Below are 24,102 nucleotides of genomic sequence, written 5' to 3'. Positions count from 1 at the left end.
GAGGCAGGCTGAATGGATTTATCTGATCTGGATCGGTTCGACCGAGAGATTCTCAATGTACTGGGGGGCGATGGGCGTCTCTCTATTGCTGATCTAGCGCGCCGGATCGGCCTGTCAAAATCGCCGACCCAAACCCGGCTGCGTCGGCTGGAGCTTGGCGGCATCATCACCGGGTATCGGGCGCAGATTGATCCCATTCGGCTGGGGCTGGATCATATCGCTTTTGTGGAGGTCAAGCTGGAAGACACCCGCGAGGCGGCGCTGTCAAAGTTCAACGCTGCCGTGACCCGCATCCCCGAGATTGAACAGGCCTATCTTATGGCCTCTCATTTTGACTATCTGCTGCGGGTACGCACGCGGTCCATGTCGGCCTATCGGCAGGTGCTGGGCGAAAAAATTTCCTCTCTGCCCTATGTGGCTGCAACCTCGACCTATGTTGCGATGCAGGCGGTCAAGGAGGACGCGGGCCTGGCACCGATTTAATGCCTGCCTGCGCCCGGTAGGTGTGACGCAGCCTGATCGAGTAGATCAACCCAGGTGGCCATCTGTGCAGGGCAGGCCCGCTGGCATATCCGTAGCTTTGCGCGCAAAAAGTTGATTTGCCAGCCCAGGCTTGGTTTTGCAGTCTGTCTGTATGACCTGTGCTGATGCTCTTTCCGCTCTGTTGTCTTGTCCAGCAGCTTGGCTGCGCTCTCGTCTCGTGCCGCGCGGGCAGCCTTTTTGGTCCTGCTGCCTCTCTCTCTTTCTTGTGGCGCCTGTTCTGACGGCAACTGCGGGGGCAGGGCTTGCCCGTTGCCCCTCTGCCCAGGATCATTCCGCCGCCCTGGATGCGCTGATTGCAAAGGTGCAGCGTGCGTCTGATGAGGCCGAGGCCCAGGCCCTGTTCAATCAGATGTGGGCATTTTGGGCGGATGCGCCGGATGCCCAGGCTCAGGCGATCCTGGATCGCGGCATGACGCGGCGCGCTGCCTACGATTTTGTCGGTGCGCTGGCGGATTTCGACAGGCTGATCGCCTATTGTCCTGCCTATGCCGAAGGCTACAACCAGCGGGCCTTTGTGCATTTCCTGCGCCAGGATTTTGCCGCCGCCCTGCTGGATCTGGATCGCGCGCTGGCCTTGTCACCGCGCCACGTTGCCGCCCTTAGCGGTCGCGCCTTGGCGCTCTATGGTCTGGCCCGCCTGCCAGAGGCGCGGGATGCCTTGGGGGAGGCCCTGCGGTTAAACCCCTGGTTGGCAGAGCGCAGCCTGGCCCTGCAAGGCGGCCCCCTGGCACCGGAAGCCCTTGACAAGGTGACGCCCGAGGGCAGCGAGCTTTAGGGGGGGGGCTCGCCCAGGCTCGTCGATCCCGCTCGGTGTGTTTGCAGATAGGCTTTGCAGCAGTACGAAAAATGCTCGTTCTGCGAGAAAAACGAATTGTGCCGCAAGGGTTAGGCCGTTAGATATTTGAACCAAGGCGCAGACTTGTTCTGTGCCTTGGTTGCGGGCGTGATGGAATGGTAGACATACCAGACTTAAAATCTGTTGGGCCTTGTGCCCGTGTGGGTTCGAGTCCCACCGCCCGCACCAGCATCTAAACTGATATGAACGGTTTTGAATGTTTTTCCTTTTAAAATAAGTGTTTTGCAGATGTGGCGGCATCGGGTAGCTGGCCATGATGTGCAGGAATGTGTATTCGTTTACGCATATGTTCCGCACGGCGCGTAATTCGTTGCGTCCATTCGGAAGCTTAAATCAGGATACCGGGCCGAGGTTGTCCGCAACGATATCCGAAAGTCAAAGGTATTTCCGACAAAGCAAGGGGCCAAAGATTGGGCTCTTCGGGCGGAACGCGAGATTCTGAACAGCGATAAGATGGCAGCCAAGCTGACATTGGGCGAGGTCTTCAACCGCTATGCGTGCGAGGTTTCGCCCTCCAAGCGCAGTCACAGGTGGGAAGTCATCAGGCTGGAGAAGTCTGGGCGAGACCCTATTGCCAAAATTCGCCTTGAGGATCTGTCTGCGAAGGATTTTGCCAACTGGCGAGATCGTCAGTTGCAGGACCTCGCCCCGGCAAGCGGTATTCGAGAAATACCGCTCATGCCTTCAGTTCTGACTGTCGCGCGGCGCGATTTGGAGCTGATTTCAATAGACCCCAGAAGTGATATGTCCGTAAGCCCTTCAAGCCGCCGCCGCGCGCGCGAATGTCCGCGTTTTCCCAACCAAGGGACGCGCGTCGCTTGGAGTACCGCAGCTTCAAAATGTCAGCTGGCCGTTTTCCCGCCGTCTCGATAACGCGACAAAGGTCTGACGTGATGTTCAAGATGCTTTACGATAATAGAGGCCAAGTCCTTTCCAGACGTTCGCTCAATTCCTTCAAGTCCCGGAGATGAGTTTACCTCCAGCACTTTGGGGCCATCCGAAGACTGCAACATGTCAACTCCGGCCACGGACAAGCCCAATTCTTTGGCAGCTCTCTTGGCTGTTTCCCGCTCTTCCTTAGAGATCTGAACGGATTTTGCTGTTCCGCCTTGGTGAAGGTTTGAGCGAAAATCACCGTCAGCCCCGACACGCTTCATTGCGCCCACAACTTTGCCGCCGACGACAAAGCAGCGCAAATCTGATCCAGAGGCTTCTTTAACGAACTGCTGAACCAGGAAACTGGCATCCAAACCGCGAAATGCATCTACAAGACTTTCTGCCGCTTTCGCGGTTTCTGCCAAAACAACACCTTTGCCTTGCGTCGATGACAACAGCTTCACAACAACCGGGGCTTTCCCCGCGAGTTCGATAAGGCTCTTGGTGTCTTTTGGTGAACTGGCGAATGTCGTAACTGGCATTTGTATCTTTGCCCGCGCCAATATTTGATGGGCCAGCAACTTGTCGCGAGAGGCACCAATTGCTTCTGCTGAGTTCAGGCAAAATGCTCCGGTTGCCTCAAACTGCCTCAAGACCGCCATTCCGTAACTTGTGACCGATGCTCCAATGCGCGGGATAACGGCGTCAAATCTTGGAAGCACTTTGCCATCAAGGTGGATCTCCGGGGTAATGCCTCCGATTTTCATATAGCAGCGGGTCGTATTGATGACTTCGACGACATGGCCCCTTTCCTGGGCTGCCTCAATAAGGCGCTTGCTCGAATAGCTACCTGCTTCACGTGTAAGCAAAGCAATGCGTAAAGGACGCTTGACCGGGCGTTTTCGCGGCAACCCTCTGTAATCGGAGAAGGAAAGTCTGGGCTGGGCAAAAGAAACATTGGGGTCGACAAGCATATCATCCTGAATCGCCGAGCGGCCCAGCAACATGCGATAAGCCATGGTTTCCCTGTTGGTCAAAGTGACCTGGATCGGCCATTCCCGACCGCCCACCAGAACCTGAGTTTCGATCACATAACGTAGTTCAATCTCTCCGTTTGAACTCGTAACCTGCCGACGATCAACGACTTTCGCAGAACAGGTGATTTCGAGGTTCTCGTCGTCCGGGTTCGGCTGCACGACAAACCTGACCTGGGGCGCATCGGCGGGGCCAAAGGGTTCGATTGCAACGGCATGAAGGGCAGAAGTTTTTGCCCCGGTGTCGACCTTCGCTCGAATAGCGGGAAGGCTCAGCCCAGGCAAACTCAGCCATTCTTCCCAGCCGAGACAAAATACGTTTTCCAAGCAATCGACTCCTCGGATGTTTGGCGATATTCAATTCGCGCTATCAAGTTTGAGCGCCCGGAGCTAGCCTAAATAGGACTGCCGACTTGCCAAATTTTGCACAGTATGTTGCGTGGCGTATCGCTTGCTCCGGGGCGGACGCTGACATTTAACACTCACCAGCATTCCGCGCTTTGGGCTCAATCCGGACTTGCGGCGGTGAGGCACGCGAATCTTGGCCTTGCAGGCCTCGCCGCGTCAAGCGTCGCCCACGTCCAGCACAACGAGGGTGTCAATTGACCCGTCCTCGCGCAGTAGGGGCATTCTTTGCAGCTTTCGCATCCCCAGCATTGTCGCCCCCAAAAACGAGGTGACCGGGATGCAACCCAGGTTCTCGCCCGGCACCATGGTGATTTTGCCGTTGCGGGCCTTGCCGCCGGTGGTCATGAACGAAACCTGGCGCCCGGCCACCACGAGGTTTGGGGGCGCCGGTTCGGGCGCACGCCGGGCCAGACGTAGCTTGTGCCGCAGAAAGCCTTCGATCAGTGTCGGGTTTGGACATTTCGCCGAGAGGCCAAGACTTAGCAATCGCTCGATCCCAATCCTGTCGGCTTGGATCAGTTGATAGCTGCCTCTGAGTGGCAGGCATTTGAATGACGGTTGATATGCACTGCCCGCAGGCAAGTGCATCGGATCGGTGATGTGCATGATGGTCCCCCGGAAAGGATCGCAGTCTCAATGAAGGGTTTGAGATGGCCCCGGGGGTTGAAGAGACGCCTAAGCGTGCGCCACCCGGGGACGGGGGCGGTTCAGAAGCAGAAACCGGAAATGATTCTCATGCATAACCATAAGTTGAGCCTACCCTGTATCTTTGGCTTGTCAATCTGCCGATGACAGGGACCATGGGCCAACGTTGTCTTCGGCAAATTTGCCGACGATGGGACGTCATCGACAACAGGGTGAACCTGGAACCGATCGTCAACCAACTACAGCAGCGGTTACGATAATTTCCACTCGCAAATCTGCATCCGCCAGTTTGGCTTCTCCACAGGCGCGTGCCGGTGCTGCACCTTGGGGTATCCAAGCGTCCCAAATTGCATTCATCTCGTCGAATTCCGCCATATCAGCGAGCCAGACAATCGCCTGCAATATATGTGCGCGCGATGACCCTGCTTCGCAGAGCAGCTTGTCGATGCGTCCAAGACAGTCTTCGGTCTGCTCGGCCAGAGTTGTCCCGCTGCCGACCTGTCCACAAAGATAGACGACACCGCAGTGTTTGACAATTTTGCTCATGCGTTGATTGGTGTGGATGCGTTCGATCATGGTCATACTCTTTCAGGGGTCGGGAGGGAGGCCGCGTGAGGCGCGATGCCTGTGTCGCGACGGGTCAGATGGCGTAGGTAGCGGCGCTCGAACCTGCGGAAGGCCCATGTGATGCACAGCACGATCAGGAAATAGAGCACGGCGGCGGTGATGAAACCCTCGTAAGCGAGGTAATAGCGCCCGTTCAGCCAGCGCCCTACGCCAAGGATGTCCTGCAAGGTAATCGTGCTGGCAATGACTGAGCCGTGCAGCATGAAGATGACTTCGTTGGAGTAGGCCGGAATCGCGCGGCGAAAGGCTGAGGGCAGGATGATCCGGCGCATGCGGCTGCGGTAGGAATGGCCGGTAGCAATGGCAGCCTCCACTTCGCCGGTGGGGGTGTCCGCTATGGCGCCACGCAGCAGCTCGGTCGTATAGGCGGCGGTGTTGAGTGTGAAGGCGATGAGCGCGCACCACCAGGCGGAGGACAGAACAGGGTCCCACAGAAAGCTTGTGCGGATCACCTCAAATTGGCCGACGCCGTAATAGATCAGGTAGGTTTGCACCAACAGCGGCGTGCCGCGAAAGACATAGGTGTAACCCTGCACCAACGGGTTGAAGACCCGGTGTTTCGATGCGCGGGCGATTGCCATGGGGATCGACAGCAAACCGCCCAGCAGCAGCGACAGTAAGGTCAGGTTCAGTGTCACCCAAACCCCATAGAGAAAGCGGTCAAAGTTCTCGGCGATCAGGGCAAGGTCGAGTGGGATATAGGACAGCAGGGTTTCCATGATCACGTCCTTACCGCGCCGCGGTTGTAATGACGTTCCACCGCACGCAGCAGTAGGTCGGATACGCCAGTTAGCAGCAGGTAGATGACAAATGCGGCCGCCATAAAGGTAAAAAGTTGATCCGTCGAGCGACCGGCGGTGAAAGCATTATAGACCAAGTCTTGAAGCCCGATGACTGAAACCAACGCCGTAGTCTTGAGTTGTACCAGCCAGTTGTTTGTGAAACCCGGCAAGGCAAAGCGGACCATCTGCGGCCAGATGATATGACGGAATATCAGCGATTTGCGCATCCCGCCGCTGATACCTGCCTCTATCTGACCACGCGGGATTGCCATGATGGCGCCGCGAAACGTTTCGGTGAAGTAGGCGCCGAAGATCACGCCGATTGTGCCTGCACCCGCCGCGAACTGGCTGACCTCGACATAGCCCCAAAGCCCTGTCGCTGCACCGATGTTGTTAAGCGTTACCTGACCGCCGAAGAACACCAGCAGGATCAGCACAAGATCAGGCACCCCGCGCACGATGGTGGTATAGGCTCCGGCCAACCGCCGGGCCAAACGGTTGGCGGAAAGTTTCGCCCAAGCACCGAGCAGGCCAAAGGTCAAGGCGATGACCAGCGATGTCAGCGCCAGTGTGATCGTCATGATCGTGCCGTCGATCAATTGGGTTTGATATTCCAAAAGCAGGTTCATGGCGTATCCTTCATTGGATCATAAGGGCAGCGGTGGGTCGCCCTGATGAAGTGTGTCAGGTCTAAGATCAGTCGCCCGCAGGTCGACCACCGTAGATATCGAAGGGGAAGTATGTGTCGTTGATCTCGGCATATGTGCCGTTCTCGCGGAGTGCTGTGATGGCCTTGCTCAGATCCGCGCGCAGCGCATCTTCCCCCTTGCGCACGGCAATGCCGACGCCTTCGCCATAGCATTCGACGTCGGTGTGATCTCCGCCGAGGAAGGCATAGTCGCCACCGGCTTCTGCGCTGAGGAAGCTCTCTTGTGCGATCAGGCTATCAGAGAGCTGCGCATCCACGCGGCCAAGCGCCAGATCGCGAAAGACTTCGTCCTGCGAGCCGTAGAGCACGATCTCGGCATCGGGGAACATCTTCTCTGCGTAACACTGGTGTGTCGCACCGCGCTGCACACCGATGCGCTTACCGGCCAGACCCTCGGGGGTGCCTTCGAAATCGGCGTCCTTGGGAGCCACCAGCCGCGCCGGGGTCTTGTAGTATTTTTCAGAGAAATCAATCTGACGCCTGCGCTCTTCCGTGATCGACATGGAAGCAACGATGGCATCGAACTTGCGGGCTTTCAGTGCGGGGATCATGCCGTCCCATTCCTGCTCGATCAACTCGCAGTCGCGCTTCATTTCCGCGCAGAGCGCCTTGGCGATCTCGATGTCAAAGCCGATAAGTGTGCCATCGGACTCCTTGGAGGAAAACGGAGGGTAAGCGCCTTCGACGCCGATGCGCAGCGTGTCTTGTGCAGCAAGGGGAAGGGCAAGTGCGCTCAGTGCAGAAGCAGCGACGGCACTCAGGATGGTTCTGCGAAACATGGGTTGGTCCTCTCTGTGGGTGATTAGTTCATGCGTGACAAAAACGCTTGAAACTCGGGGGTTTGCGGGTTGGAAAACAGCTCTGCAGGCGGGCCCTCTTCGCAGACCTCGCCTTGGTGCAGAAACACGGTTCGGGTGGAGACATCGCGGGCAAAACCCATCTCGTGAGTCACAACGAGCATTGTGCGGCCCTCATCGGCCAGATCACGCATGACACCCAGCACTTCGCCCACCAGTTCGGGGTCCAGTGCCGAAGTCGGCTCGTCAAACAGCATCACGTCAGGGTCCATTGCAAGCGCGCGGGCAATTGCCACCCGTTGCTGCTGGCCGCCCGACAGATGCGCGGGATAATAGTCCGCCCGATCCGACAGGCCGACCTTGGCAAGCAGCGCCTCAGCTTTCTCTCGGGCCTGCGCCGGGGGGGTGCCCTGAACGTAGAGCGGGCCCTCCATGACGTTTTCCATCACGGTCATATGTGACCAAAGGTTGAAACCCTGAAACACCATCGCCAGACGGGCGCGCATGCCTTCGACCTGTCGCAGGTCTTGCGGTACGATCTCGCCCCGGCGGTTCTGCGTCATTCGCATCTGCTCGCCTGCCAGCCAGACCTCGCCGGAGTTCGGCGTCTCGAGCAAGTTGATGCAGCGCAAAAAGGTGCTCTTGCCAGAGCCCGATGCACCAAGAATGGCAATTACCTCGCCCTTTTGCGCCTCAAGGGACACGCCTTTGATGACCTCATGTGCGCCAAATCTCTTGTGCAGGTCTATGACTTTCAGGGCTGCGGGGGCGGTCATGTGGTTTCCTCCTGAAGGGGTGAGAGTGCGGCCAGCTCGCCTAACGCAATCGGTTTGATTGGTGTACGGGCGCGGGGCGGGGAAATAGCTCGGTTTGTGGTGGCCTCAGCGCTAAGAAGGCCGCGCAGCGTGGCGTCGCACATGCGGCCCTGACAGGGGCCCATGCCACAGCGCAGGGATGTCTTGATCTGGCGGTGGCCCTGGGCGCCTTCACGTATGGCATGCCGTATGGCCCCGGCAGAGACTTCCTCACAGCGGCAAACGATGGTGTCGTCTGACGGGGTGAGTATTTCGGCGGGTGGCGGATAGGCAGTATCAAGGAAAGGCCGAATGGCGCGGGCGCGGAACAGAGCAGCGCGGGCACGGGCGGCGCGCTGATCGCGGGTTTCGGTGCTATGGTGGCCAGTTTGGCACAGGATGTTCAGCGCCGCTAATTCACCCGCTGCCGCTGCGGCATCCGCCCCGCCGATCCCGGAACTGTCTCCGGCCACATGCAGGCTCGGCTGATCGGTAGCGCCCCAAAGATCATGTTCGGGCTGAAAGGCACCCTGCGCGGCGTTCCACTGATGCGGGATGCCCGCAGCCCGCGTGATATGGGTGCCGGGGATCACGCCCTGATGCGTCAACAGCAGGCCACAGGTGAGGCTTCGATCGCGCCCCTTCACCCGGAACCGAAAACCAATGTCGCCGTTTGCTTCGGCACTGGCTCGGAAATCCGAGGCAGCGGTATAGCGCGGCACACCTGCTGCGCGGATTTTGGCAATCAGGGTCAAACCCTTCAGCAAGGTTGGCGCGCCGAACATTGCGCGCGGCAAATGTGACAGCGCGCGCAGCATCTGGCGGGGCGTCTGTGTCTCGACCAGGGCCTGTGGGGCGCTTCCAGCGTCAATCATCTGCGCGGCAATTAGGTAGAGCAGGGGGCCGGAACCCGCGAGAACGGCATTCTTGGGCAGCAACCCTGCGGTCTTCATCAATATTTGCGCGGCGCCGGCAGGCATTACACCGGGGAGAGTCCAGCCAGGAAACGGAACCGGGCGCTCCTGCGCACCGGTCGCCAGCAGCACATGATCAGCCGAGGTTGTCTGGCTTATGCCGCCGCGCGACCAAGTGACGAACGGTCCTTTGTCCAACCGCCAAACGGTCGCGCCGGATTGAATGGTGATGCCAGGGTGTTTAAGCGCGTCAACAAGGCATGCCCCGGCGGCATAGGATTGCCCAAGCCAGCTGCGATTGCCTCGGTTTTGCGCGACGTTCCGATAAATTTGTCCACCGGGTTGCGGCTGTTCGTCCAAAATCAACACCCGGATACCGTCACGGGCCGCCACGGCGGCCGCTGACATACCAGCGGGCCCTGCGCCAATGATGATGAGGTCGACATCAGCCATTCTGACCCCCTTTCAGAGCGGGGAGCCCCACCTGTCGACGGACAATCATGCCTTCGCGCAGAGGGGTCATGCAGGCTAGGGTGTTGGGCGTACCATCGACCTCAACCAGGCAATCGAAACAGACACCCATCATGCAAAAGGCCGTGCGCGAAGTGCCCTGTGCGGTCTGTCGCGTCCAATCACCCGAATGGGCCAGTAGCGCCGCTGCCAGTGTGACCCCAACTGGGGCCGTAACCGGTTTGTCATCAAGGGTGAACCGCATGCGATTTCCGGTCTCAGGCAGCATGAGAAAGCGCGAATCGACACTCATCGAAAGCCTCCAGATTAGGGGTGGGGGACGTGTTTAAAATCCAATGAGCCAGAACGCTGGCATGCAGGGGTGCAAGCGTGACACCGCTGTGGCAGGTCACCAGAAATGCGCCGGGATGCGCGGCGGATTTGGCATAGACCGGGTAACCGTCCGGCGACATGACCCGCAGCGCGCCCCAGGCCCGGATAACCCGCACATCGGCAAGCGCCGGGAATACCGTAACCGCATGGCGCGCGAGCCCAGCGATGGCGGCCAATGACGCATGATCGTCGAACCCTGCATCGGCCTTGGTACCGCCAATCTGTACACCGCCTTCGTCGACCTGGCGGATAGTGCTGGACAGGAAGGGAAGGCGGCTCCCCAGCTTTTCGGTGATCAGTAGCTCGCCAAGCTGCGGCTTGACCTGTGTAACAAAGCCAAGATTCCGGGCCAAAGTGGTTGCGCCAAGACCGGCGCAAAGCACGACCTGCTCGGTGTGGGTTACTTCCCCATCGGCCCGCGCAAGCGCAAACCCACCCCCAGGCTGTGGCGTGATCGCAGCAACGGTGGCGCCCATAGTCACGCGCCCGCCCATCGCCTGAACCGCACAACGCAGGGCGCGAAGAAAACGGAGCGGATTTACATGGCCATCGCGTGGCGAGAAGCTTGCGCCGACAACCTTTGCTCCGACATCAGGCAGATGGCTGCGCAGGTCATTGCCGTTTAGCATCTCATAACTAGCACGGTGGCGCAGATATCCGGCTTGCTGATCCAACTCTGCTTTGAAGCATTCCATCTCTGTTGGATCGGTAAAAAACTCATAGCCTCCGGATTGGACCAATGCCACGTTGATGCCTGACAGCTCCTGCAACTTCTGTGCAAAGCTTGGCCAAGCGTCCAGCGCATCCATCGTCCAGTTGGCATAAGGCGCGAAATTCCAGCCCTTGCCTTGCCCCCAGACGAGACCAAAGTTCCCCTGTGAAGCCCGAGCATCACTGTCAGCCCCATCCAGTACTCGCACGCGCGATCCGGCCAACAGCAGGCCGAGTGCTACAGACAGGCCGACAATGCCGCCGCCGACGATAGTGATTTCAGGGGTGCGTTGCTGCATGTGATTCCTCCACCGTCAAAATCGCAGCTTTGCATTCATAAGAATAATTGTATTATTTTCTCAAATCATTCTCTGAGGCTATGAATCTTTATGCTCCCTCGACTTACTCATCGTCAGATCGAAGCGTTTAGGGCCGTGATGGAGACCGGCAAGGTCACTTCCGCTGCTACGGTGCTCGGCACCACGCAGCCATCGGTCAGCAAACTGATTGCGGATTTAGAGCGCGCTGCCGGTTTTGACATGTTCGAGCGACAGGGCAGGCAGGTCGTGCCCACCTCTGAGGCCCGCGCCCTTCATGAAGAGGTTGAGCGGGCCTTCGTGGGGATGATGGAAATTTCCCGCGTCATCGAGGACATTCGAGACTTTCGGACCGGCAGCTTGCTTATTGCTGGCATGCCTGCACTCGCTCTGAAGCTCTTGCCCGACGTCATCGCGGAGTTCATCGCAGAAGAGCCCGGAATCACCGTCTCTTTGCGTACACGAAGCTCTCAGGCGGTGCTGCGTCATCTTAGTTCGCAACAATTTGATCTTGGGTTTGCTGCGTTGGACAATGACCATCCCGCCGTGCTGCGCCGCGAGCTGTTCACCGCGCCGATGCTGGCTGTGCTCCCTCCGGCCCACGAACTCGAACAAAAAGCGGTGCTCGCGCCGGAAGACTTCGATCAGCGCCCCTTCATCGCTCTGGGGGCGGAAATCGGAACCCGTTCGGAAACAGATGCGTTTCTATCGGCAGGCGGCGCCCGTCCCCGGATCGTCGCCGAAGCGCAATTGTCTGCGTCGATCTGTGAGATGGTCTCAGCCGGGGCTGGTATTTCGATAGTAGAGCCGGTGACGGCAACACATTTTGCCAATCTCGGCCGGATCTCGGCGCGCCCTTTGTTGCCTGCACAGCCATTTCGATATGATCTGCTTCTGCCGACCACCAGAAAGCCGTCGCGCGTAGCAGAGCAGTTTTTGAAACTGGTTGAAGCGCGTTTTGATGCGCTTCTTGGTGTCTAAGTATAGCGTATCGGGCGATTTTTTTGTCTCGACGAATTCGCGGGTTGAACGGCATATTTTGGAATGCCGCGCGGCTGCGAGGGCAGGTCAGTCAAATGTCCTGGTTGGGCTGGACAGGCCAATCCGGTTGCCCAGGCATGGGCCTGCAAGACAATCCAGCAATCGCCCGCTTTGCTGTCCCTGACGAGGGAGGCACCTGTATGAGTGCTATTAGAAATGCTCAGCTTGCCGATGCGAATAGCTGCTTTGAGAGCGAGACCTCTGCCTACGAAGGTGGAGAAGCCGCAACCGACGCCAAATCTCTAGTTGATGCCGCAACGGTAATCAGAAAGAATAAACGCATGTGACCTCCGCCATAGCTGAATTGATTTCTATCAGTTACGCGCGCCTGAGCCCAACCTGCACGGTGCTCGCCCCAAAGGTGAGCTTGTGTTAGACGGGTCGGTCAGTGCGTCGATGACCTTAGTCTGCGTTCCGTTTCCCCTGAATTGTACGACGTCATCTGCAATTTGCCTCGACAAACTGCTGTTCTCTATGAGCTACGGCCCGCGCAAAGAAATCGCACGCATACCCCGGTCAGGTTCAGCAGTCGCCGTGCAACAAGCGCCTGCATCGCGTGTCGCCCCCCAGGTGCGTTGCGGCCAGATTGACCGCTGCACACCCGGGGGACAAATGCCAGGTTGCCTAGCCCAAGACTGTCGTCACGGCGCGTTTGGTGGCGGCGACGACGGTATCGACTTCTTCCCGGCTGAGACAGAAGGGCGGGGCAAAGCCGAGGATATCCCCCTGCGGCATGGCACGGGCGATGACGCTGTCCTGCGACAAGAGCGTGGCCGAGACCTGCGGACCGATCTTGTCAGCGGCATCAAAGAATGTGCGGCTGTCGCGATCCTTTACGAATTCCACCGCGCAGAGCATCCCTTCGCCACGGATATCGCCAACATTGGCGTGATCGCCCAGGGCTTCTTGCATGGATTTCTGCAGGTAGGTACCCGTGCTTCCGGCGTTTTCCACCAAATTCAGCGAGTCGATCAACTGCAGGTTGGCAACCCCGGCTGCGGCGCCGATGGGGTGGGCGGAATAGGTCCAGCCATGGCCGATGGGGCCATTTTCATCCGTGCCCTGTTCCAGCACCTTCCAGACCTTGTCCGATACAATAGATCCAGACAGCGGCGCATAGGCCGAGGTCAACCCCTTGGCGATGGTGATGATATCAGCTTCAAGCCCGTAGTGATCAGAGCCGAACATGGTGCCGAGACGGCCAAACCCGGTGACGACCTCATCCGCGATCAGCAGGATGTCGTGCTTTTTCAGCACGGCCTGAATCGCGGGCCAATAGCCTGCAGGGGGCGGTACGATACCACCGGTACCCAGAATGGGTTCGCCAATAAAGGCGGCAATGGTATCGGCACCTTCGCGTTCGATCATCGCCTCCAGTTCGGCCACGCAATGGGCGACGAACTGCTCTTCTGTCTGGTCCAGATTGTCACGGCGGAAATAATAGGGCGCTTCGGTGTGCAGCACCTGGGCCAGGGGCAGGTCGAACTTTTTGTGAAACAGCTCAAGACCTGTCAGTGATCCGGTCACCAGACCCGACCCATGATAGCCACGCCAGCGCGAGATGATCTTCTTCTTCTCGGGACGGCCAAGGATATTGTTGTAATACCAGATCAATTTGACGTTGGTTTCATTCGCGTCAGAGCCGCCAAGGCCAAAATAGACCTTGGACATATTGGCGGGGGCGCGGTCCAGAATCATCTTTGACAGGGTGATCGATGCCTCGGTGCCATGCCCTACGTAAGAATGATAATAGGCCAGCTCTTTCGCCTGCGCGGCAATCGCCTCGGCGATTTCCTGGCGGCCATAGCCGACATTGACACAGTACAGCCCGGCAAAGGCATCCAGCAGCCTGTTGCCGTCGCGGTCTTCGATATGCACTCCGCTGGCGGTTTTGATCACCCGGTTCGGGCTCTCACCACGGGCGTGCTGGGCCAGATGGGTAGAGGGATGGAAGAAGTTCTCGCGGTCCCATTGATCAAGTTGGTCGTTTCTCAGCATTTTTCTCTCCTCATGCCCAATCGCGGCAGACGTATTTGATTTCTGTAAACTCTTCCATGCCCCGACGCGCACCTTCGCGCCCCAGGCCAGACTGTTTGGTACCGCCAAAGGGAATGGGGGCACCGGTGACCTTGGTGCGGTTCACCGCAACCATGCCAAATTGCAGCGCACGTGACATCCGGTAGATGCGGCGTGGATCATGGCTGTGCAGATATGCAACCAGCCCGTATTCGGTGTCATTGGCGCGGGCAATCACCTCTTCTTCGGTGTCAAAGGGCGCGATGGCCGCCACCGGGCCAAAGGTCTCGTCCGACATAATGGCGGCCTCTTTGGGGACATCTGTCAGAACCGTGGGCTGATAGAACAGCGATCCCAGCGGATCGCGGGCGCCACCACAGGCCAGCTTGGCGCCTTTGGCCAGGGCGTCGGCGACGTGCTCTTCCTGCTTTAGCACCGCCTTTTCATTCATCAGCGGCCCGATATCGGGGTCATCCATGCCAATGCCCAGCGACAAGGCGCGGGTTGCGGTGGTAAAGCGGGCGCAGAAGTCATCATAGATGGCGCGTTCGACAAAAATCCGGTTGGCACCCAGGCAATCCTGTCCTGACGTGGCGAATTTGGCTTTGATCGTTTCAGTGACCGCCACGTCCAGATCCGCCCCCTTGAACACGATCACTGGTGCATGCCCGCCCAGTTCCATCACCAGTTTTTTCACGGTGTCGGCGGATTGACGATAAAGCAACCGCCCGATCTCGGTCGAGCCGGTGAAGGAGAGCGCCCGCACACGGGTGTCTTTTGTCCAAGGCCCAACCACGGTAGCGGCGCGGCCGGTAACCACGTTGAACACACCCGCCGGAACGCCTGCCTTTTCGGCCAGTTCCGCCAGAGCCAGCGCCGAATACGGGGTTTCCCCGGACGGGTGGGCGACAACGGTACAGCCGACTGCCATGGCTGCGGCGGCTTTCCGGGTCAGCATTGCGGCAGGAAAGTTCCAGGGGGTGATCATGGCCACCACACCGACCGGTTCCAGCCAGACCTCGACCTCCGCATCGGGCAGGTGGCTGGTGACCCCTTCGATATTTGGGCGCTTGGCTTCTTCGGCATAGAATTCCACGAAGGAGGCCGCATAGTCGATTTCGCCGCGTGCTTCCGACAGGGGCTTGCCTTGTTCCAGCACCATGATCCGCGCCAGGTCTTCCTTGTGATGCAGGATCAGGTCAAACCAGCGGCGCAGAATGGCAGAGCGCTCTTGCGGCAATAGACCGGACCAGGCGGGAAAGGCGGCCTGTGCCGCATCCACAGCGGCAGAGGATTCCTCTGCGCAGAGGCTGGCCACTTCGCCGATAACCGCGCCAGTTGCCGGATCGGTCACGCGGATGGTGTCACTCGAGGCAGCAGCACACCATTTCCCATTTACATAGGAAAAACTGCGCACCAAGGATTTGTCAGCGATATCATCGCGCGCAGACAGGGCAGTGTTTGTCATCGGGCTCTCCTTTGTTGTCTGCCATTGTTGGCATTTTGACCCAAGGAAAAGACCAAATATCAAAGGCTAAGCAGAGGTTTTCTCTGCCTGGCCCGTCGCGGGCAGAGATTTACTCTTGGTGCCCTGCGATGAGCGAAAGTGGCGGTACCCCATGGCCTTTTACAGGCTTGGTGACCACATAGGTGAAATAGCGTGCCAGCCCGATACGGGAATCGAGCATTTCGTCGATCAGGCGCTGATAGGAATCGATATCGCGGGTGACAATCTGCAGGATGTAGTCAAACCCGCCGCCAAGCGCCCAGCAGGCCGTGACCTCGTCATAGCGTTGCATCGCGGCCTCAAAGGTCTGAAAACTGGCCGCAGTATGATCCGAGAGTTCGGCGGCGACAAAGATTGTCACATGGGCACCAAGCTTTTGCAGGCTGATCTCGGCCCGATAGCCTTTGATCAAGCCGGCTTTTTCCAACTTTTTCAACCGCTCCCAGCAGGGGGTGGGCGATAGGCCAACACGGGTCGCCAGGGCCGTTTTGGTGATACGTCCCTCGGTTGACAGGACCTTCAGAATATCAAGATCGCGGGCATCAAGCCGCATGGTGTCACCTCCGGAGAACGCGATTAAGCACCTAACAACCCGATCACCGCTGTGCAATCACGCGCATGGACAAGTCCGGGAAAATAACCGGCGGGGCTGCGCGCAACAGGGGCCAATTTTTCCGCGCAGGCCTTGCCGATACCGATTTTGCGGCGGATGGCAGGGCAGCATTGGGGCAGGGTCAGCTGGTAAAGCTGGAGCCTTTGCCTGCGGCCATGGCCCGTTGTTTGGCAAGGGTGGCGATGGCCGTGTCTTGCACGCCGGTGCCGGTCAGGTCTGCGATGATGATATCGCTGTCAGACTGACGGCCAGCCGCCTTGCCGGAGGTGACATCACCCAATTCGGCAAACTGGCGATCAGCCGGGAAAATGCCCGCGTCAATGGCGCTGCGCAGCTCGCCCTTGATGGCACATTGCGCCTGCGCATCGGGCAGGTACAGCGTTGCCTTGGCCAGGCATTCCGGGGCCAGCTCGCCTTTGTGTTCTTGATCCGATCCCATGGCGATGACCAGCTGTCCGGGCCGCAGCCAGTCCGCCCTGATCACAGGTTCGGTTGCAGGCGTTGTCGTGACAACAATATCGGCCGAGGCAACGGCAGCTGCCGCATCTGTGCTGGCGGTGACCTCAAAGCCCAGTTCATCACTCAGGCTGGCCGCCATGGCTTTGGCCTTTGCGCCGTCCCGTGCCCAGATCACAGCACTGTTGATGCCGCGTACGAGGGTCAGCGCCAGGAGCTGAAGCCGCGCCTGAACGCCAGCCCCGATGACGCAGACACGCGTCGCATCTGCGCGGGCAAGATGCCGTGCCGAAACCGCCCCCGCAGCAGCCGTGCGCACATCCGTCAAATACCCATTGTCCAGCAGCAGGGCTTCCAGCATGCCGGTTTTGCTAGAGAACAGTACCATCAGCCCTGATGTGCTGGGCAGGCCAAGCTTGGGGTTGTCGAAGAAGCCGGGGCTCATCTTCATGGCGAAACTGTCGATGCCGGGGACATAGGCTGATTTCACGCAGACCTCGCCGTTATGATCCGGCACCATCAGTGTCATGATCGGCGGCATGACAACGCCGCCCTGCGCCAGGGTTGTGAACCCCTGTTCGATGCAGTCCACCGCATCGATATCCAGCGGCACCAGATCGCGCAGGTCGGCTTCGGTCAGTATCTTGATATCGGGCATTTATGTTTCTTCCATTACATCAACATCTTCGCCGGAAATGATCCGGTGATGCAGGGCCATGTCGATATTCTGCCCTGAAATCAGGGCAACACAGCGTCGCGGGTCTTTGATTTTGCCGGCCAGCAGCGCAGCAATGCCTACGCTGCCAGATCCTTCAATAACCTGGCGTTCCTGCCAATAGGCGTGGCGGATGGCGGCGGCGATTTCACCCTCGCTTACCAGAACCAGTTCATCAACATGGTCGCGCGTCATGGCAAAGGTATGCTGGTTGTCCAAGCCAATCCCACCGCCAAGGGAATCCGCCAGGGTTGCCAGTTCCGGCACCATGACCGGCTTGCCTGCCTGCTGGCTTTCATACATGGCCGCGCCACGCTCCATCGAGACACCGATAACCCTGATTGATGGATTTACCGCCTTCATCACCATTGCGACGCCCGAAATCAGCCCGCCGCCCGACAGGGGCACCAGGACGGTTTCAAGCTCTGGGAACTGTTCCAGCATCTCTAGCGCGACTGTGCTTTGGCCTGCAATGATGTCGCGGTGGTCAAAAGGCGGCAGCATGACCATGCCTTCTGCCACCAGCTTGTCGACTTCGGTCTGTGCATCATCCTGGCTGCGCCCGACAATACGCACTTCGGCCCCCTGTGCCCTGATGCCTTCTACCTTGTTTTGCGGCACCAGTTCGGACATGCAGATGATGCAGCGTACCCCGGCGTTTGCAGCCGCATAGGCAAGGCCGCGCCCGTGATTGCCGGTGGATACCCCAACCACACCCTTGGCGCGCTGCGCATCGCTGAGTGACAAGATTGCATTTGTCGCCCCGCGCAGTTTGAAGCTACCGGTGATCTGGTGCTGTTCCAGCTTTAGGCGGATATCGCCGCCACTGGCCTGGCTGAGCCAGTCTGATGGCACTGTCGGTGTCACCCGTATTGCCCCGGTGATCCGTGCGCGCGCAGCAAAGCTATCCTGAAATGTGACTTCAGAGTTCATCGTGTCATCCTGACGTTTTCTTAGGTTTTGAACAGCGTGCCGCCAACGGGAAAGTCGCCGGTCAGCCCGAGGTGTCGCATACAGCGCCAGACCATCGCCTGATTAGAGGTGATCACCGGCTTGCCCAGGCGGGCCTCTAACTGTGCCACGCAACTGGCTGCGCGCAAGGCGGTGCAGGAGACGAAAAGCGCATCCGCCTGCGCGGCGCAGGCAGCAACCCCGCCGTCGATGATGCTGTCCAGAGAGACACGCGCCATGTCGCGATCATCGGACAATCCAAAGCACTCTGCACTCACCACCTCGGGGCCGTGCTCTGCGAAATAGCGGACCAGTGTGTCCGTCACATCCTTTGCATAGGGCGTCAGGACGCTTATCTTTTTGATCCCCAGTGCGGCGAAGGCATCAAGTGCCGCTGAACTGGGGGTGACACAGGGCGTATCCGGCTTGGCGCGGTTCATATACTCGGCCACCTTGGCATTGCCCAAGACAGCCGAGGCGCTGGTACAGCCATAGACCAACACATCCAGTGGCTCATCCGGTAGGATATCTGCCGCAGCAGCGGTCAGACGGGGGCCGGTCCGCAATAGGCTTTCGTGGGTTATCGGGTTTTCAAATTCGATCCGGTTTACGTAAACCCCGACATCATGCCCCTGCAACATGCGGGCAAAATCGGTCTCGGTGGTGTGATCCGTTGCCAGCGCAACAAGCCCGATGCGTTTGGCAACCGGTTGCCGATCCAGCCGGGCAGTCACAGATGAGGCGGAAGATCGCAAGTCCAGCGTCATCACCTTCTTCACACCAACAGAACCGGACATTGCGCAAGGCTTGTGACTTTATGAGAAACGCTGCCGAGCAGGTATCCCTCAATTGATCCCAGTCCGCGACTACCCATGACGATCAGGTCATTGTCGTGCTCTTTTGCGAAACCGACGATTGTACGCGCCGTCGGCCCGCCTTTGACAAAGGCGCGGATCTTTTCACAGCCTGCCCGCCGCGCGAGCGCCGCGCCGCCTTCGGCGGTTGTCTTGGCATGATTGCTCATGATTGCATCAACATCATCGGGCTGATCGGCATTGGTTACATACATCGATCCCTCTAGCACCGAATGATGGCGGTACATGGTCAAGATCGTCAATTCTGCACCGCACAGTATGGCCAATTCGGCGGCCTTGGAAAGCGCGGCCTCTGATCCTTCGGAGCCGTCAAAAGCGGCAAGTATGGATTTGAACATGTACTGTGCCTCCTATTTGTCAAAAGCGATATCGCGCAGAAACAGTGCAACCTGCGGGAAGAAGATCATCAAGATCGAGACACTGAGAAGCATGAAGACAAATGGCGGTGTGCCTCTGATCACTTCCAGATAGGGGCGTTTGAATACCGCGACTGCGGTGAAGATATCGCATCCGAATGGCGGTGTCGCCGAACCGATAGCGGCCTGCAGTGTGATCAAGGTGCCAACCAAAATTGGATCAAGTCCGGTTTTTTCCACCACGGGGGCAAAGATCGGAACAAAGATCAGGATGACCACAATCGGATCCACGAACATGCAGCCGATGAAGAAGGCCACGGCGATGGTGAACAGCACGCCGATCTGTCCCATTTCATCAATGCCAAGCGCGCCCAGTATCTGTTGCGGAATCTGTGCAAATGACAGAACCCAGGCAAAGGCGGCCCCTGCGCCCACCAGAATGAACACCACTGCCGTGACCATGCCGGTTGACAGGGCAACATGATATAGCTCGGTGATCTTCATCGTCCGGAAAACCAGTACCTCCAGAATGACCGCATAGGCCACGCTGATCGCTGCTGCTTCAGTTGGGCTGAAGATGCCAAAGAAGATGCCGCCGATGATCAGAACCGGAAAGCCCAACGGCCAGAGGGCGCGTTTGACCGCCTGCGCACGTTCGCTCCACGATGCGGCGGGTTCGGTCGGTACATCATTCATCTTGGCGTAGATCATGCTGTAGATGGAAAACATCACAAGGATCAGCAGGCCCGGGCCAATTCCGGCGATGAATAGTTCTGGGATAGAGGCCTTGGCGACCACGCCATAGATGATCATGCCAATGCTGGGCGGGATCAGAAAGGCAATATCGCTTGAATTGACGATCAGCGCCAAAATAAAGGAATCCTTGTAGCCACCTTTGAGCATTCGCGGCCTTAGCGGCGTCCCGACGGCCACAACCGTTGCCTGGGTAGAGCCGGAAACCGCCCCGAACAATGCGCAGGCTGCCGCAGTGCTGACGGCCAATCCGCCGCGCACATGGCGCACAAAGGCCATGACCATATCAATCAAGCGTCCAGCGGATTGACCACGTGTCATGATATCAGCGGCCAGAATGAACATTGGCACCGCGATCAATGACGAGGGCCGAATGCCCCCCAGCATCTGCTGGATCATAAATTCGGTTTTATCAACCGTGCCAAACAGTTCGATCACGCCGATCAAGGCGCCGGCGATCAGGGGAACCATCATTGGAAACCCGAGAAGCAGCAGGACAACCATTGCGGAAAACATCACGAGTGCCATGGTTAAAGCTCCAATTCCAGTTCTTGCGCATCTGCTTCACACAGATCCGTGGACAGGTAAATTTCCCGTTCCTGCAGGTTTTTGATGAAGGTCAAAGCATACTGAATGCCTGTTACGAACAGGCCAATGGGCACCCAGAGGTAGCTGATATAGACAGGGATCCCAAGCGCAGGATAGACCCGTCCCTTGCTATACATGCTCATGATGTACTGCACTGCGTACCAAGCCAAAACCAGCAGCAGCACTGCTGTTACAGCCGAGATCAGAAGCATGAGCAGTTTGCGTGCCCGTTGCGGCAGCGCGTCCGAGATTGCCGACATTCGGATATGCCGACCATGGCGCGCAGCATAGCCAATGCCGGCAAAGGTCACCAACAATATGAAAATGCTGTTCAGCTCTTCTGCGAAGATGATGGAATGGTTGAAGACGAACCTGCTGATGACATTGGCGATGGTATTCACCGCCATCAGAATGACCCCGATGGCCATGATTGCGCGTTCAAGCGCTGCGATGCCTTTGTCGATGCCATCAATCAGCCAAGTCAGGCCCGTTTTTTTTAGTGGCGTATCGCTCATGCGTCCTCCCCAGGATCGTCGCAAATCTGATTGTTATTTCTTGTCATTTTCCAAAGCGCGGCCCCCAACACCCGGTCAGGGTCCGCGATGGTTTGGTGTTTCGGGGGGGGCGGATGCCGACATGCGTGCCCCTTACACGCGTTACTGCTGTGCAGTAAGAAGATCCGCTTTCATCTGTTCCAAGATGGCCGCGCCACGTTCACCCGCACGTTCAACAAAGGCTGCTTCGACAGCTTTCGCACGTTCCTTGAATGGCGCACGTTCTTCTGCGGTCAGACGGTTGATGATGTAGTCCGGGTTGGTTTCCTTGATTTTCGCCAGACCGGTTGCATCCAGCTCGACGGCCACATCAAGAATATAGTCAAGCGCTGCCTGTGAGGCGTTTTGCACAAGCTGTTTGTCTGCGTCGCTCAACCCGTCGTAGAAATCGGCGTTGGCCATCACCGCCGTGGTATATTGACCGTGACCTGTGTAGGTCATGACATTTGTAAGGTTGTCCAGATCATAGGCTTCGATCCAGATCGTGGGGTTTTCCTGCCCATCGACCATTTTTGTTTTCAGCCCGCCGATCAGCTCGCCCCAGGGCATGGCAATCGGCGAGGCGCCAAAGGCTGTGTAGGTTTCCAAAAGCAGGGGCGAGGTCATGGTGCGGATTTTCATGCCTTCCAGATCGGCAGGGGTCCGGAATTCCTCCATCGTGGTGACAACCATTTCGCCTTCGGGGAAGACTGACAGCAGCTCCAGGCCTTGCTCACGATAGATCTCGTGGAACATCTCGTTTACCGCGACGCCTTCCTTGAAGAACTTGCGCACAACCTTGGGGTCGGTTGGCTGTACATAGGGCACCAAAAACGCTTCGGCTTCCGGGATCAAGGCACCGGTAAAGCCTGGTGATTGGTCGATGAACTGCAGCAAGCCTGCCTGCGCCTGCTCCATCGCATCTGCCGATTCACCAAGGGTGCCAACAGCGTAAATTTGCACCGTGTGATCCGAGTTGGCCTCAATTTCTTCTTTGAACTTCGTCGCATAGAGGCCCTGTGGATCTTCCAGGCCCTCTTCCATGGCATAGCGCCAGTTATCAGCATAGGCCGCAGTTGTGGTCAGCAGCGCTGCGACCAGGGGCGCGCCGACGCGCAGGGCGAAAGGTGTGGCAACAGTCATCATATCCTCCCAGATATTCCAGTGTTTTGGGTTTTGATGCCATATCACTTTCCGAAGAATGACCTGTGAGTCAATTATTATATTGTTGTGCTACATTCCTAATAGGCGAGTTGCGGCAGCGGCTCACGCGGGCGGGTCAGCAACCCTGACAGCAGCCTCAGCGCCTGGCGAAAACGGTCTGTTTCACGGATGCTCCCAAGCGCAATACGCACCGCATTGGTTGGCAAAGCCTGGGGAGGAAGGAAGGGGCTTTCCGGCGATACCGCCACGTTCAGTTCGCGGGCATGGGCAACAAAGCTGTTGGAATCCCAATCAGGCGGAAGGTGTAGCCACAGATGCAAACTCGCCGGGTGACCGGTCCAGCTGAAACCGGCAAGCTCTTGCGTTGCAATGTGATACCGCTTGCCGATTTCGACGCGCTGCCAGTCTGCCAATGCCTGCGCCGTGCCATCCTCTACCCAGCGTGATGCGAGTTCGCAGATCAGTGGCGTCGCCATCCAACCGAATACGATCAATCGTGCTGTCATGGCTGGTAGCAGATGGTCCGGAACCACAGCATAGCCTGCGCGCAAGCCGCTGACCGTGCATTTGGTGAAGGTCGTCAGGTAGACGGAAAGTTCGGGCGCAAAGATCGACACAGGTGGCTGTCTATCCTCGGCTACTGGGCCAAACGCATCGTTTTCGACAATGTGCAGCCGATGTTTGCGGGCGATGGCAGCAATCTGGCGCCGCCGCTCTTCGGGCATCATGTGGACATTGGGGTTTGCCAGTGATGGTAGCAAATACAATAGCTTAGGTGACTTTTCTACGCAGGCCTTTTCCAGGGCATCGGGCAGTATTCCCTGCGCGTCAGTTTCAAGGCCAACATGCTGGTAGCCAAAGTAGGCGGCGCTTGAAACCAGCAGGTGGTGGGTGATCATATCCGACAAAATGACATCCCCAGGACGCAGGATCGCCGACAGTGCCGCCGACAGGCCATGGGTCACGCCATTGGTCATCAGGACAGAGCCAACGCTGGTCTCAAGCCCGCAATGCGACAGCCATTTTACACCGGTTTTGCGATGCGTTTCATGGCCGATGTTCGGACGAGAGGACAGATACAGGGCCGGATCGAGATCTGCCTGCATCGACTTCAGGGTAGATTGCATGGCGTCGACATGCAGGCGATTGAACAGCGGGTGCGAAATCGACATGTCGAACAGGTTTTGCGAATCGACCTCTGGTTTAAAGGGCTGGTGATCGGGCTTGCCGGGGTCCACGACATAGCTCCCACGCCCGATTTGGCCCTCGATCAGGTTTTGGCGGCGCAGAATATCATAGGCTTTGCTCACTGTATTTACACTGAGCCTCAGATCGTCAGCCAGTTTGCGATGGGGCGGGAGCTTCTGTCCCACTGACAAGCTGCCATCTTTGATCGCTTCGGCAATCGACATGGCGAGGCTGGTGTGCAGCGGCGAGCTCAGTGAATTTCGGGAGGGGATCCAATTTGTCATGCGACAATTGTAGCCAATTCAAATCCGCGGACAAGAAGATCTATCACCGGGCGTTTGGCGGGTATTTGAAACGCCGACAGTAAGGCGCTGACCAGCTGGCAATCAGGTGCTTTTTGCCCAGATGTTCTGATGTCCGGTGCATCAAAGAGATCAGCCACCAGATGGTTTCCTGTGCGTTCAAACGCGCACCCGCACCGAGATGAGTG

General features: G+C 58.1%; 26 protein-coding genes and 1 tRNA gene. 5 read left to right on the top strand and 22 right to left on the bottom strand.

All coding sequences use genetic code 11. From position 1 onward, the window contains the following. Nucleotides 1-12 precede the first annotated feature (12 nt). From ACN0VH_RS03870 to ACN0VH_RS03860, 3 genes are all read left to right on the top strand, one after another. Nucleotides 13-483, top strand: coding sequence for an Lrp/AsnC family transcriptional regulator (locus ACN0VH_RS03870; protein WP_232400714.1), 471 nt, complete (start codon nucleotides 13-15; stop codon nucleotides 481-483). A 265-nt stretch (nucleotides 484-748) separates the two neighbouring features. Next, complete coding sequence (locus ACN0VH_RS03865; RefSeq protein WP_278920835.1) at nucleotides 749-1,318, top strand: tetratricopeptide repeat protein; 570 nt, start codon at nucleotides 749-751, stop codon at nucleotides 1,316-1,318. A gap of 162 nt (nucleotides 1,319-1,480) precedes the next feature. After that, nucleotides 1,481-1,567: transfer RNA gene (locus ACN0VH_RS03860), tRNA-Leu, on the top strand. A 674-nt stretch (nucleotides 1,568-2,241) separates the two neighbouring features. Here ACN0VH_RS03860 and rimK read toward each other — a convergent pair. The 10 genes from rimK to ACN0VH_RS03810 form a co-directional block, all read right to left on the bottom strand. After that, nucleotides 2,242-3,636, bottom strand: a complete 1,395-nt coding sequence (gene rimK, locus ACN0VH_RS03855) for a 30S ribosomal protein S6--L-glutamate ligase (RefSeq protein ID WP_278921936.1) — start codon at nucleotides 3,634-3,636, stop codon at nucleotides 2,242-2,244. A gap of 237 nt (nucleotides 3,637-3,873) precedes the next feature. Further along, on the bottom strand, nucleotides 3,874-4,323 hold the full coding sequence (locus tag ACN0VH_RS03850) for a hypothetical protein (RefSeq protein ID WP_417699563.1): 450 nt from the start codon (nucleotides 4,321-4,323) through the stop codon (nucleotides 3,874-3,876). Between the two features lie 270 nt (nucleotides 4,324-4,593). Next, complete coding sequence (locus ACN0VH_RS03845) at nucleotides 4,594-4,938, bottom strand: RidA family protein (RefSeq protein ID WP_278921934.1); 345 nt, start codon at nucleotides 4,936-4,938, stop codon at nucleotides 4,594-4,596. Nucleotides 4,939-4,940: 2 nt separating this feature from the next. Next, nucleotides 4,941-5,708 carry an ABC transporter permease gene (locus tag ACN0VH_RS03840; protein ID WP_417699562.1) on the bottom strand — a complete coding sequence of 256 codons (768 nt, stop codon included), beginning with the start codon at nucleotides 5,706-5,708 and terminating at the stop codon, nucleotides 4,941-4,943. A gap of 2 nt (nucleotides 5,709-5,710) precedes the next feature. Continuing rightward, on the bottom strand, nucleotides 5,711-6,400 hold the full coding sequence (locus ACN0VH_RS03835; protein WP_278921932.1) for an ABC transporter permease: 690 nt from the start codon (nucleotides 6,398-6,400) through the stop codon (nucleotides 5,711-5,713). 67 nt (nucleotides 6,401-6,467) lie between these two features. Beyond that, nucleotides 6,468-7,259: an ABC transporter substrate-binding protein gene (locus ACN0VH_RS03830; protein ID WP_278921931.1), complete on the bottom strand. Its 792-nt coding sequence runs from the start codon at nucleotides 7,257-7,259 to the stop codon at nucleotides 6,468-6,470. 23 nt (nucleotides 7,260-7,282) lie between these two features. After that, a complete protein-coding gene (locus tag ACN0VH_RS03825; protein WP_278921930.1) occupies nucleotides 7,283-8,053 on the bottom strand; it encodes an ABC transporter ATP-binding protein in 771 nt (256 codons plus the stop codon). Then, complete coding sequence (locus ACN0VH_RS03820) at nucleotides 8,050-9,438, bottom strand: FAD/NAD(P)-dependent oxidoreductase (RefSeq protein WP_417699560.1); 1,389 nt, start codon at nucleotides 9,436-9,438, stop codon at nucleotides 8,050-8,052. The genes ACN0VH_RS03825 and ACN0VH_RS03820 overlap by 4 nt, the downstream gene beginning before the upstream one ends. Then, entirely contained in the window at nucleotides 9,431-9,700 is a 270-nt protein-coding gene (locus ACN0VH_RS03815; RefSeq protein WP_417699559.1) for a (2Fe-2S)-binding protein, read from the bottom strand. The genes ACN0VH_RS03820 and ACN0VH_RS03815 overlap by 8 nt, the downstream gene beginning before the upstream one ends. A gap of 13 nt (nucleotides 9,701-9,713) precedes the next feature. Next, on the bottom strand, nucleotides 9,714-10,838 hold the full coding sequence (locus tag ACN0VH_RS03810) for an NAD(P)/FAD-dependent oxidoreductase (protein ID WP_417699557.1): 1,125 nt from the start codon (nucleotides 10,836-10,838) through the stop codon (nucleotides 9,714-9,716). A gap of 90 nt (nucleotides 10,839-10,928) precedes the next feature. On the opposite strand from ACN0VH_RS03810, the gene ACN0VH_RS03805 reads away from it, so the two are divergent. Together ACN0VH_RS03805 and ACN0VH_RS03800 are read left to right on the top strand one after the other, a co-directional pair. Beyond that, a complete protein-coding gene (locus ACN0VH_RS03805) occupies nucleotides 10,929-11,837 on the top strand; it encodes a LysR substrate-binding domain-containing protein (RefSeq protein WP_417699556.1) in 909 nt (302 codons plus the stop codon). Nucleotides 11,838-12,037: 200 nt separating this feature from the next. Beyond that, nucleotides 12,038-12,184: a hypothetical protein gene (locus ACN0VH_RS03800; RefSeq protein WP_278921925.1), complete on the top strand. Its 147-nt coding sequence runs from the start codon at nucleotides 12,038-12,040 to the stop codon at nucleotides 12,182-12,184. Nucleotides 12,185-12,521: 337 nt separating this feature from the next. Here ACN0VH_RS03800 and ACN0VH_RS03795 read toward each other — a convergent pair whose 3' ends face one another. The 12 genes from ACN0VH_RS03795 to ACN0VH_RS03740 all read right to left on the bottom strand — a co-directional run bounded on the left by ACN0VH_RS03795 (nucleotide 12,522) and on the right by ACN0VH_RS03740 (nucleotide 24,054). Next, entirely contained in the window at nucleotides 12,522-13,895 is a 1,374-nt protein-coding gene (locus ACN0VH_RS03795; protein ID WP_417699555.1) for an aspartate aminotransferase family protein, read from the bottom strand. Nucleotides 13,896-13,905: 10 nt separating this feature from the next. Then, nucleotides 13,906-15,381, bottom strand: coding sequence for an NAD-dependent succinate-semialdehyde dehydrogenase (locus ACN0VH_RS03790; protein ID WP_417699554.1), 1,476 nt, complete (start codon nucleotides 15,379-15,381; stop codon nucleotides 13,906-13,908). A gap of 109 nt (nucleotides 15,382-15,490) precedes the next feature. Further along, nucleotides 15,491-15,973 carry an Lrp/AsnC family transcriptional regulator gene (locus ACN0VH_RS03785; protein WP_278921922.1) on the bottom strand — a complete coding sequence of 161 codons (483 nt, stop codon included), beginning with the start codon at nucleotides 15,971-15,973 and terminating at the stop codon, nucleotides 15,491-15,493. Between the two features lie 181 nt (nucleotides 15,974-16,154). Further along, nucleotides 16,155-17,147, bottom strand: coding sequence for an ectoine utilization protein EutC (gene eutC, locus ACN0VH_RS03780; protein WP_278921921.1), 993 nt, complete (start codon nucleotides 17,145-17,147; stop codon nucleotides 16,155-16,157). Next, nucleotides 17,148-18,137 carry a hydroxyectoine utilization dehydratase EutB gene (gene eutB, locus ACN0VH_RS03775; RefSeq protein WP_417699552.1) on the bottom strand — a complete coding sequence of 330 codons (990 nt, stop codon included), beginning with the start codon at nucleotides 18,135-18,137 and terminating at the stop codon, nucleotides 17,148-17,150. Nucleotides 18,138-18,157: 20 nt separating this feature from the next. After that, nucleotides 18,158-18,922: an ectoine utilization protein EutA gene (eutA, locus tag ACN0VH_RS03770; RefSeq protein ID WP_278921919.1), complete on the bottom strand. Its 765-nt coding sequence runs from the start codon at nucleotides 18,920-18,922 to the stop codon at nucleotides 18,158-18,160. An 8-nt stretch (nucleotides 18,923-18,930) separates the two neighbouring features. After that, nucleotides 18,931-19,368, bottom strand: coding sequence for a universal stress protein (locus ACN0VH_RS03765; RefSeq protein ID WP_417699550.1), 438 nt, complete (start codon nucleotides 19,366-19,368; stop codon nucleotides 18,931-18,933). Nucleotides 19,369-19,380: 12 nt separating this feature from the next. Beyond that, entirely contained in the window at nucleotides 19,381-20,667 is a 1,287-nt protein-coding gene (locus ACN0VH_RS03760; protein ID WP_278921917.1) for a TRAP transporter large permease, read from the bottom strand. A gap of 2 nt (nucleotides 20,668-20,669) precedes the next feature. Next, complete coding sequence (locus tag ACN0VH_RS03755) at nucleotides 20,670-21,242, bottom strand: TRAP transporter small permease (RefSeq protein ID WP_417699548.1); 573 nt, start codon at nucleotides 21,240-21,242, stop codon at nucleotides 20,670-20,672. Between the two features lie 141 nt (nucleotides 21,243-21,383). Next, on the bottom strand, nucleotides 21,384-22,403 hold the full coding sequence (gene dctP, locus ACN0VH_RS03750; RefSeq protein WP_278921915.1) for a TRAP transporter substrate-binding protein DctP: 1,020 nt from the start codon (nucleotides 22,401-22,403) through the stop codon (nucleotides 21,384-21,386). A gap of 98 nt (nucleotides 22,404-22,501) precedes the next feature. Next, a complete protein-coding gene (gene ehuR / locus ACN0VH_RS03745; RefSeq protein WP_278921914.1) occupies nucleotides 22,502-23,896 on the bottom strand; it encodes a MocR-like ectoine utilization transcription factor EhuR in 1,395 nt (464 codons plus the stop codon). Next, nucleotides 23,893-24,054, bottom strand: coding sequence for a hypothetical protein (locus ACN0VH_RS03740; RefSeq protein WP_278921913.1), 162 nt, complete (start codon nucleotides 24,052-24,054; stop codon nucleotides 23,893-23,895). The genes ehuR and ACN0VH_RS03740 overlap by 4 nt, the downstream gene beginning before the upstream one ends. Nucleotides 24,055-24,102: the final 48 nt, after the last annotated feature.

Origin of the sequence: Pseudophaeobacter sp. (genome assembly GCF_048267565.1) — a bacterium.
Classification (GTDB): domain Bacteria; phylum Pseudomonadota; class Alphaproteobacteria; order Rhodobacterales; family Rhodobacteraceae; genus Pseudophaeobacter; species Pseudophaeobacter profundi.
The sequence above is the reverse complement of the archived record's forward strand: the minus strand, read 5'-3'. Positions and strand labels throughout refer to the sequence as shown.

What these genes read in the sequence shown, in the direction of transcription:
- ACN0VH_RS03755 (WP_417699548.1), bottom strand. Translation starts at nt 21,242, where the DNA reads ATGAGCGATACGCCACTAAAAAAAACGGGCCTGACTTGGCTGATTGAT.
- dctP (WP_278921915.1), bottom strand. Translation starts at nt 22,403, where the DNA reads ATGACTGTTGCCACACCTTTCGCCCTGCGCGTCGGCGCGCCCCTGGTC.
- ACN0VH_RS03835 (WP_278921932.1), bottom strand. Translation starts at nt 6,400, where the DNA reads ATGAACCTGCTTTTGGAATATCAAACCCAATTGATCGACGGCACGATC.
- ACN0VH_RS03790 (WP_417699554.1), bottom strand. Translation starts at nt 15,381, where the DNA reads ATGACAAACACTGCCCTGTCTGCGCGCGATGATATCGCTGACAAATCC.
- ACN0VH_RS03850 (WP_417699563.1), bottom strand. Translation starts at nt 4,323, where the DNA reads ATGCACATCACCGATCCGATGCACTTGCCTGCGGGCAGTGCATATCAA.
- ACN0VH_RS03870 (WP_232400714.1), top strand. Translation starts at nt 13, where the DNA reads ATGGATTTATCTGATCTGGATCGGTTCGACCGAGAGATTCTCAATGTA.
- eutA (WP_278921919.1), bottom strand. Translation starts at nt 18,922, where the DNA reads ATGACGCTGGACTTGCGATCTTCCGCCTCATCTGTGACTGCCCGGCTG.
- ACN0VH_RS03840 (WP_417699562.1), bottom strand. Translation starts at nt 5,708, where the DNA reads ATGGAAACCCTGCTGTCCTATATCCCACTCGACCTTGCCCTGATCGCC.
- eutB (WP_417699552.1), bottom strand. Translation starts at nt 18,137, where the DNA reads ATGAACTCTGAAGTCACATTTCAGGATAGCTTTGCTGCGCGCGCACGG.
- ACN0VH_RS03785 (WP_278921922.1), bottom strand. Translation starts at nt 15,973, where the DNA reads ATGCGGCTTGATGCCCGCGATCTTGATATTCTGAAGGTCCTGTCAACC.
- ACN0VH_RS03815 (WP_417699559.1), bottom strand. Translation starts at nt 9,700, where the DNA reads ATGCGGTTCACCCTTGATGACAAACCGGTTACGGCCCCAGTTGGGGTC.
- ACN0VH_RS03760 (WP_278921917.1), bottom strand. Translation starts at nt 20,667, where the DNA reads ATGGCACTCGTGATGTTTTCCGCAATGGTTGTCCTGCTGCTTCTCGGG.
- eutC (WP_278921921.1), bottom strand. Translation starts at nt 17,147, where the DNA reads ATGCCCGATATCAAGATACTGACCGAAGCCGACCTGCGCGATCTGGTG.
- ACN0VH_RS03795 (WP_417699555.1), bottom strand. Translation starts at nt 13,895, where the DNA reads ATGCTGAGAAACGACCAACTTGATCAATGGGACCGCGAGAACTTCTTC.
- ACN0VH_RS03765 (WP_417699550.1), bottom strand. Translation starts at nt 19,368, where the DNA reads ATGTTCAAATCCATACTTGCCGCTTTTGACGGCTCCGAAGGATCAGAG.
- ACN0VH_RS03825 (WP_278921930.1), bottom strand. Translation starts at nt 8,053, where the DNA reads ATGACCGCCCCCGCAGCCCTGAAAGTCATAGACCTGCACAAGAGATTT.
- ACN0VH_RS03810 (WP_417699557.1), bottom strand. Translation starts at nt 10,838, where the DNA reads ATGCAGCAACGCACCCCTGAAATCACTATCGTCGGCGGCGGCATTGTC.
- ACN0VH_RS03820 (WP_417699560.1), bottom strand. Translation starts at nt 9,438, where the DNA reads ATGGCTGATGTCGACCTCATCATCATTGGCGCAGGGCCCGCTGGTATG.
- ACN0VH_RS03830 (WP_278921931.1), bottom strand. Translation starts at nt 7,259, where the DNA reads ATGTTTCGCAGAACCATCCTGAGTGCCGTCGCTGCTTCTGCACTGAGC.
- ACN0VH_RS03845 (WP_278921934.1), bottom strand. Translation starts at nt 4,938, where the DNA reads ATGATCGAACGCATCCACACCAATCAACGCATGAGCAAAATTGTCAAA.
- ACN0VH_RS03805 (WP_417699556.1), top strand. Translation starts at nt 10,929, where the DNA reads ATGCTCCCTCGACTTACTCATCGTCAGATCGAAGCGTTTAGGGCCGTG.
- ehuR (WP_278921914.1), bottom strand. Translation starts at nt 23,896, where the DNA reads ATGACAAATTGGATCCCCTCCCGAAATTCACTGAGCTCGCCGCTGCAC.
- ACN0VH_RS03800 (WP_278921925.1), top strand. Translation starts at nt 12,038, where the DNA reads ATGAGTGCTATTAGAAATGCTCAGCTTGCCGATGCGAATAGCTGCTTT.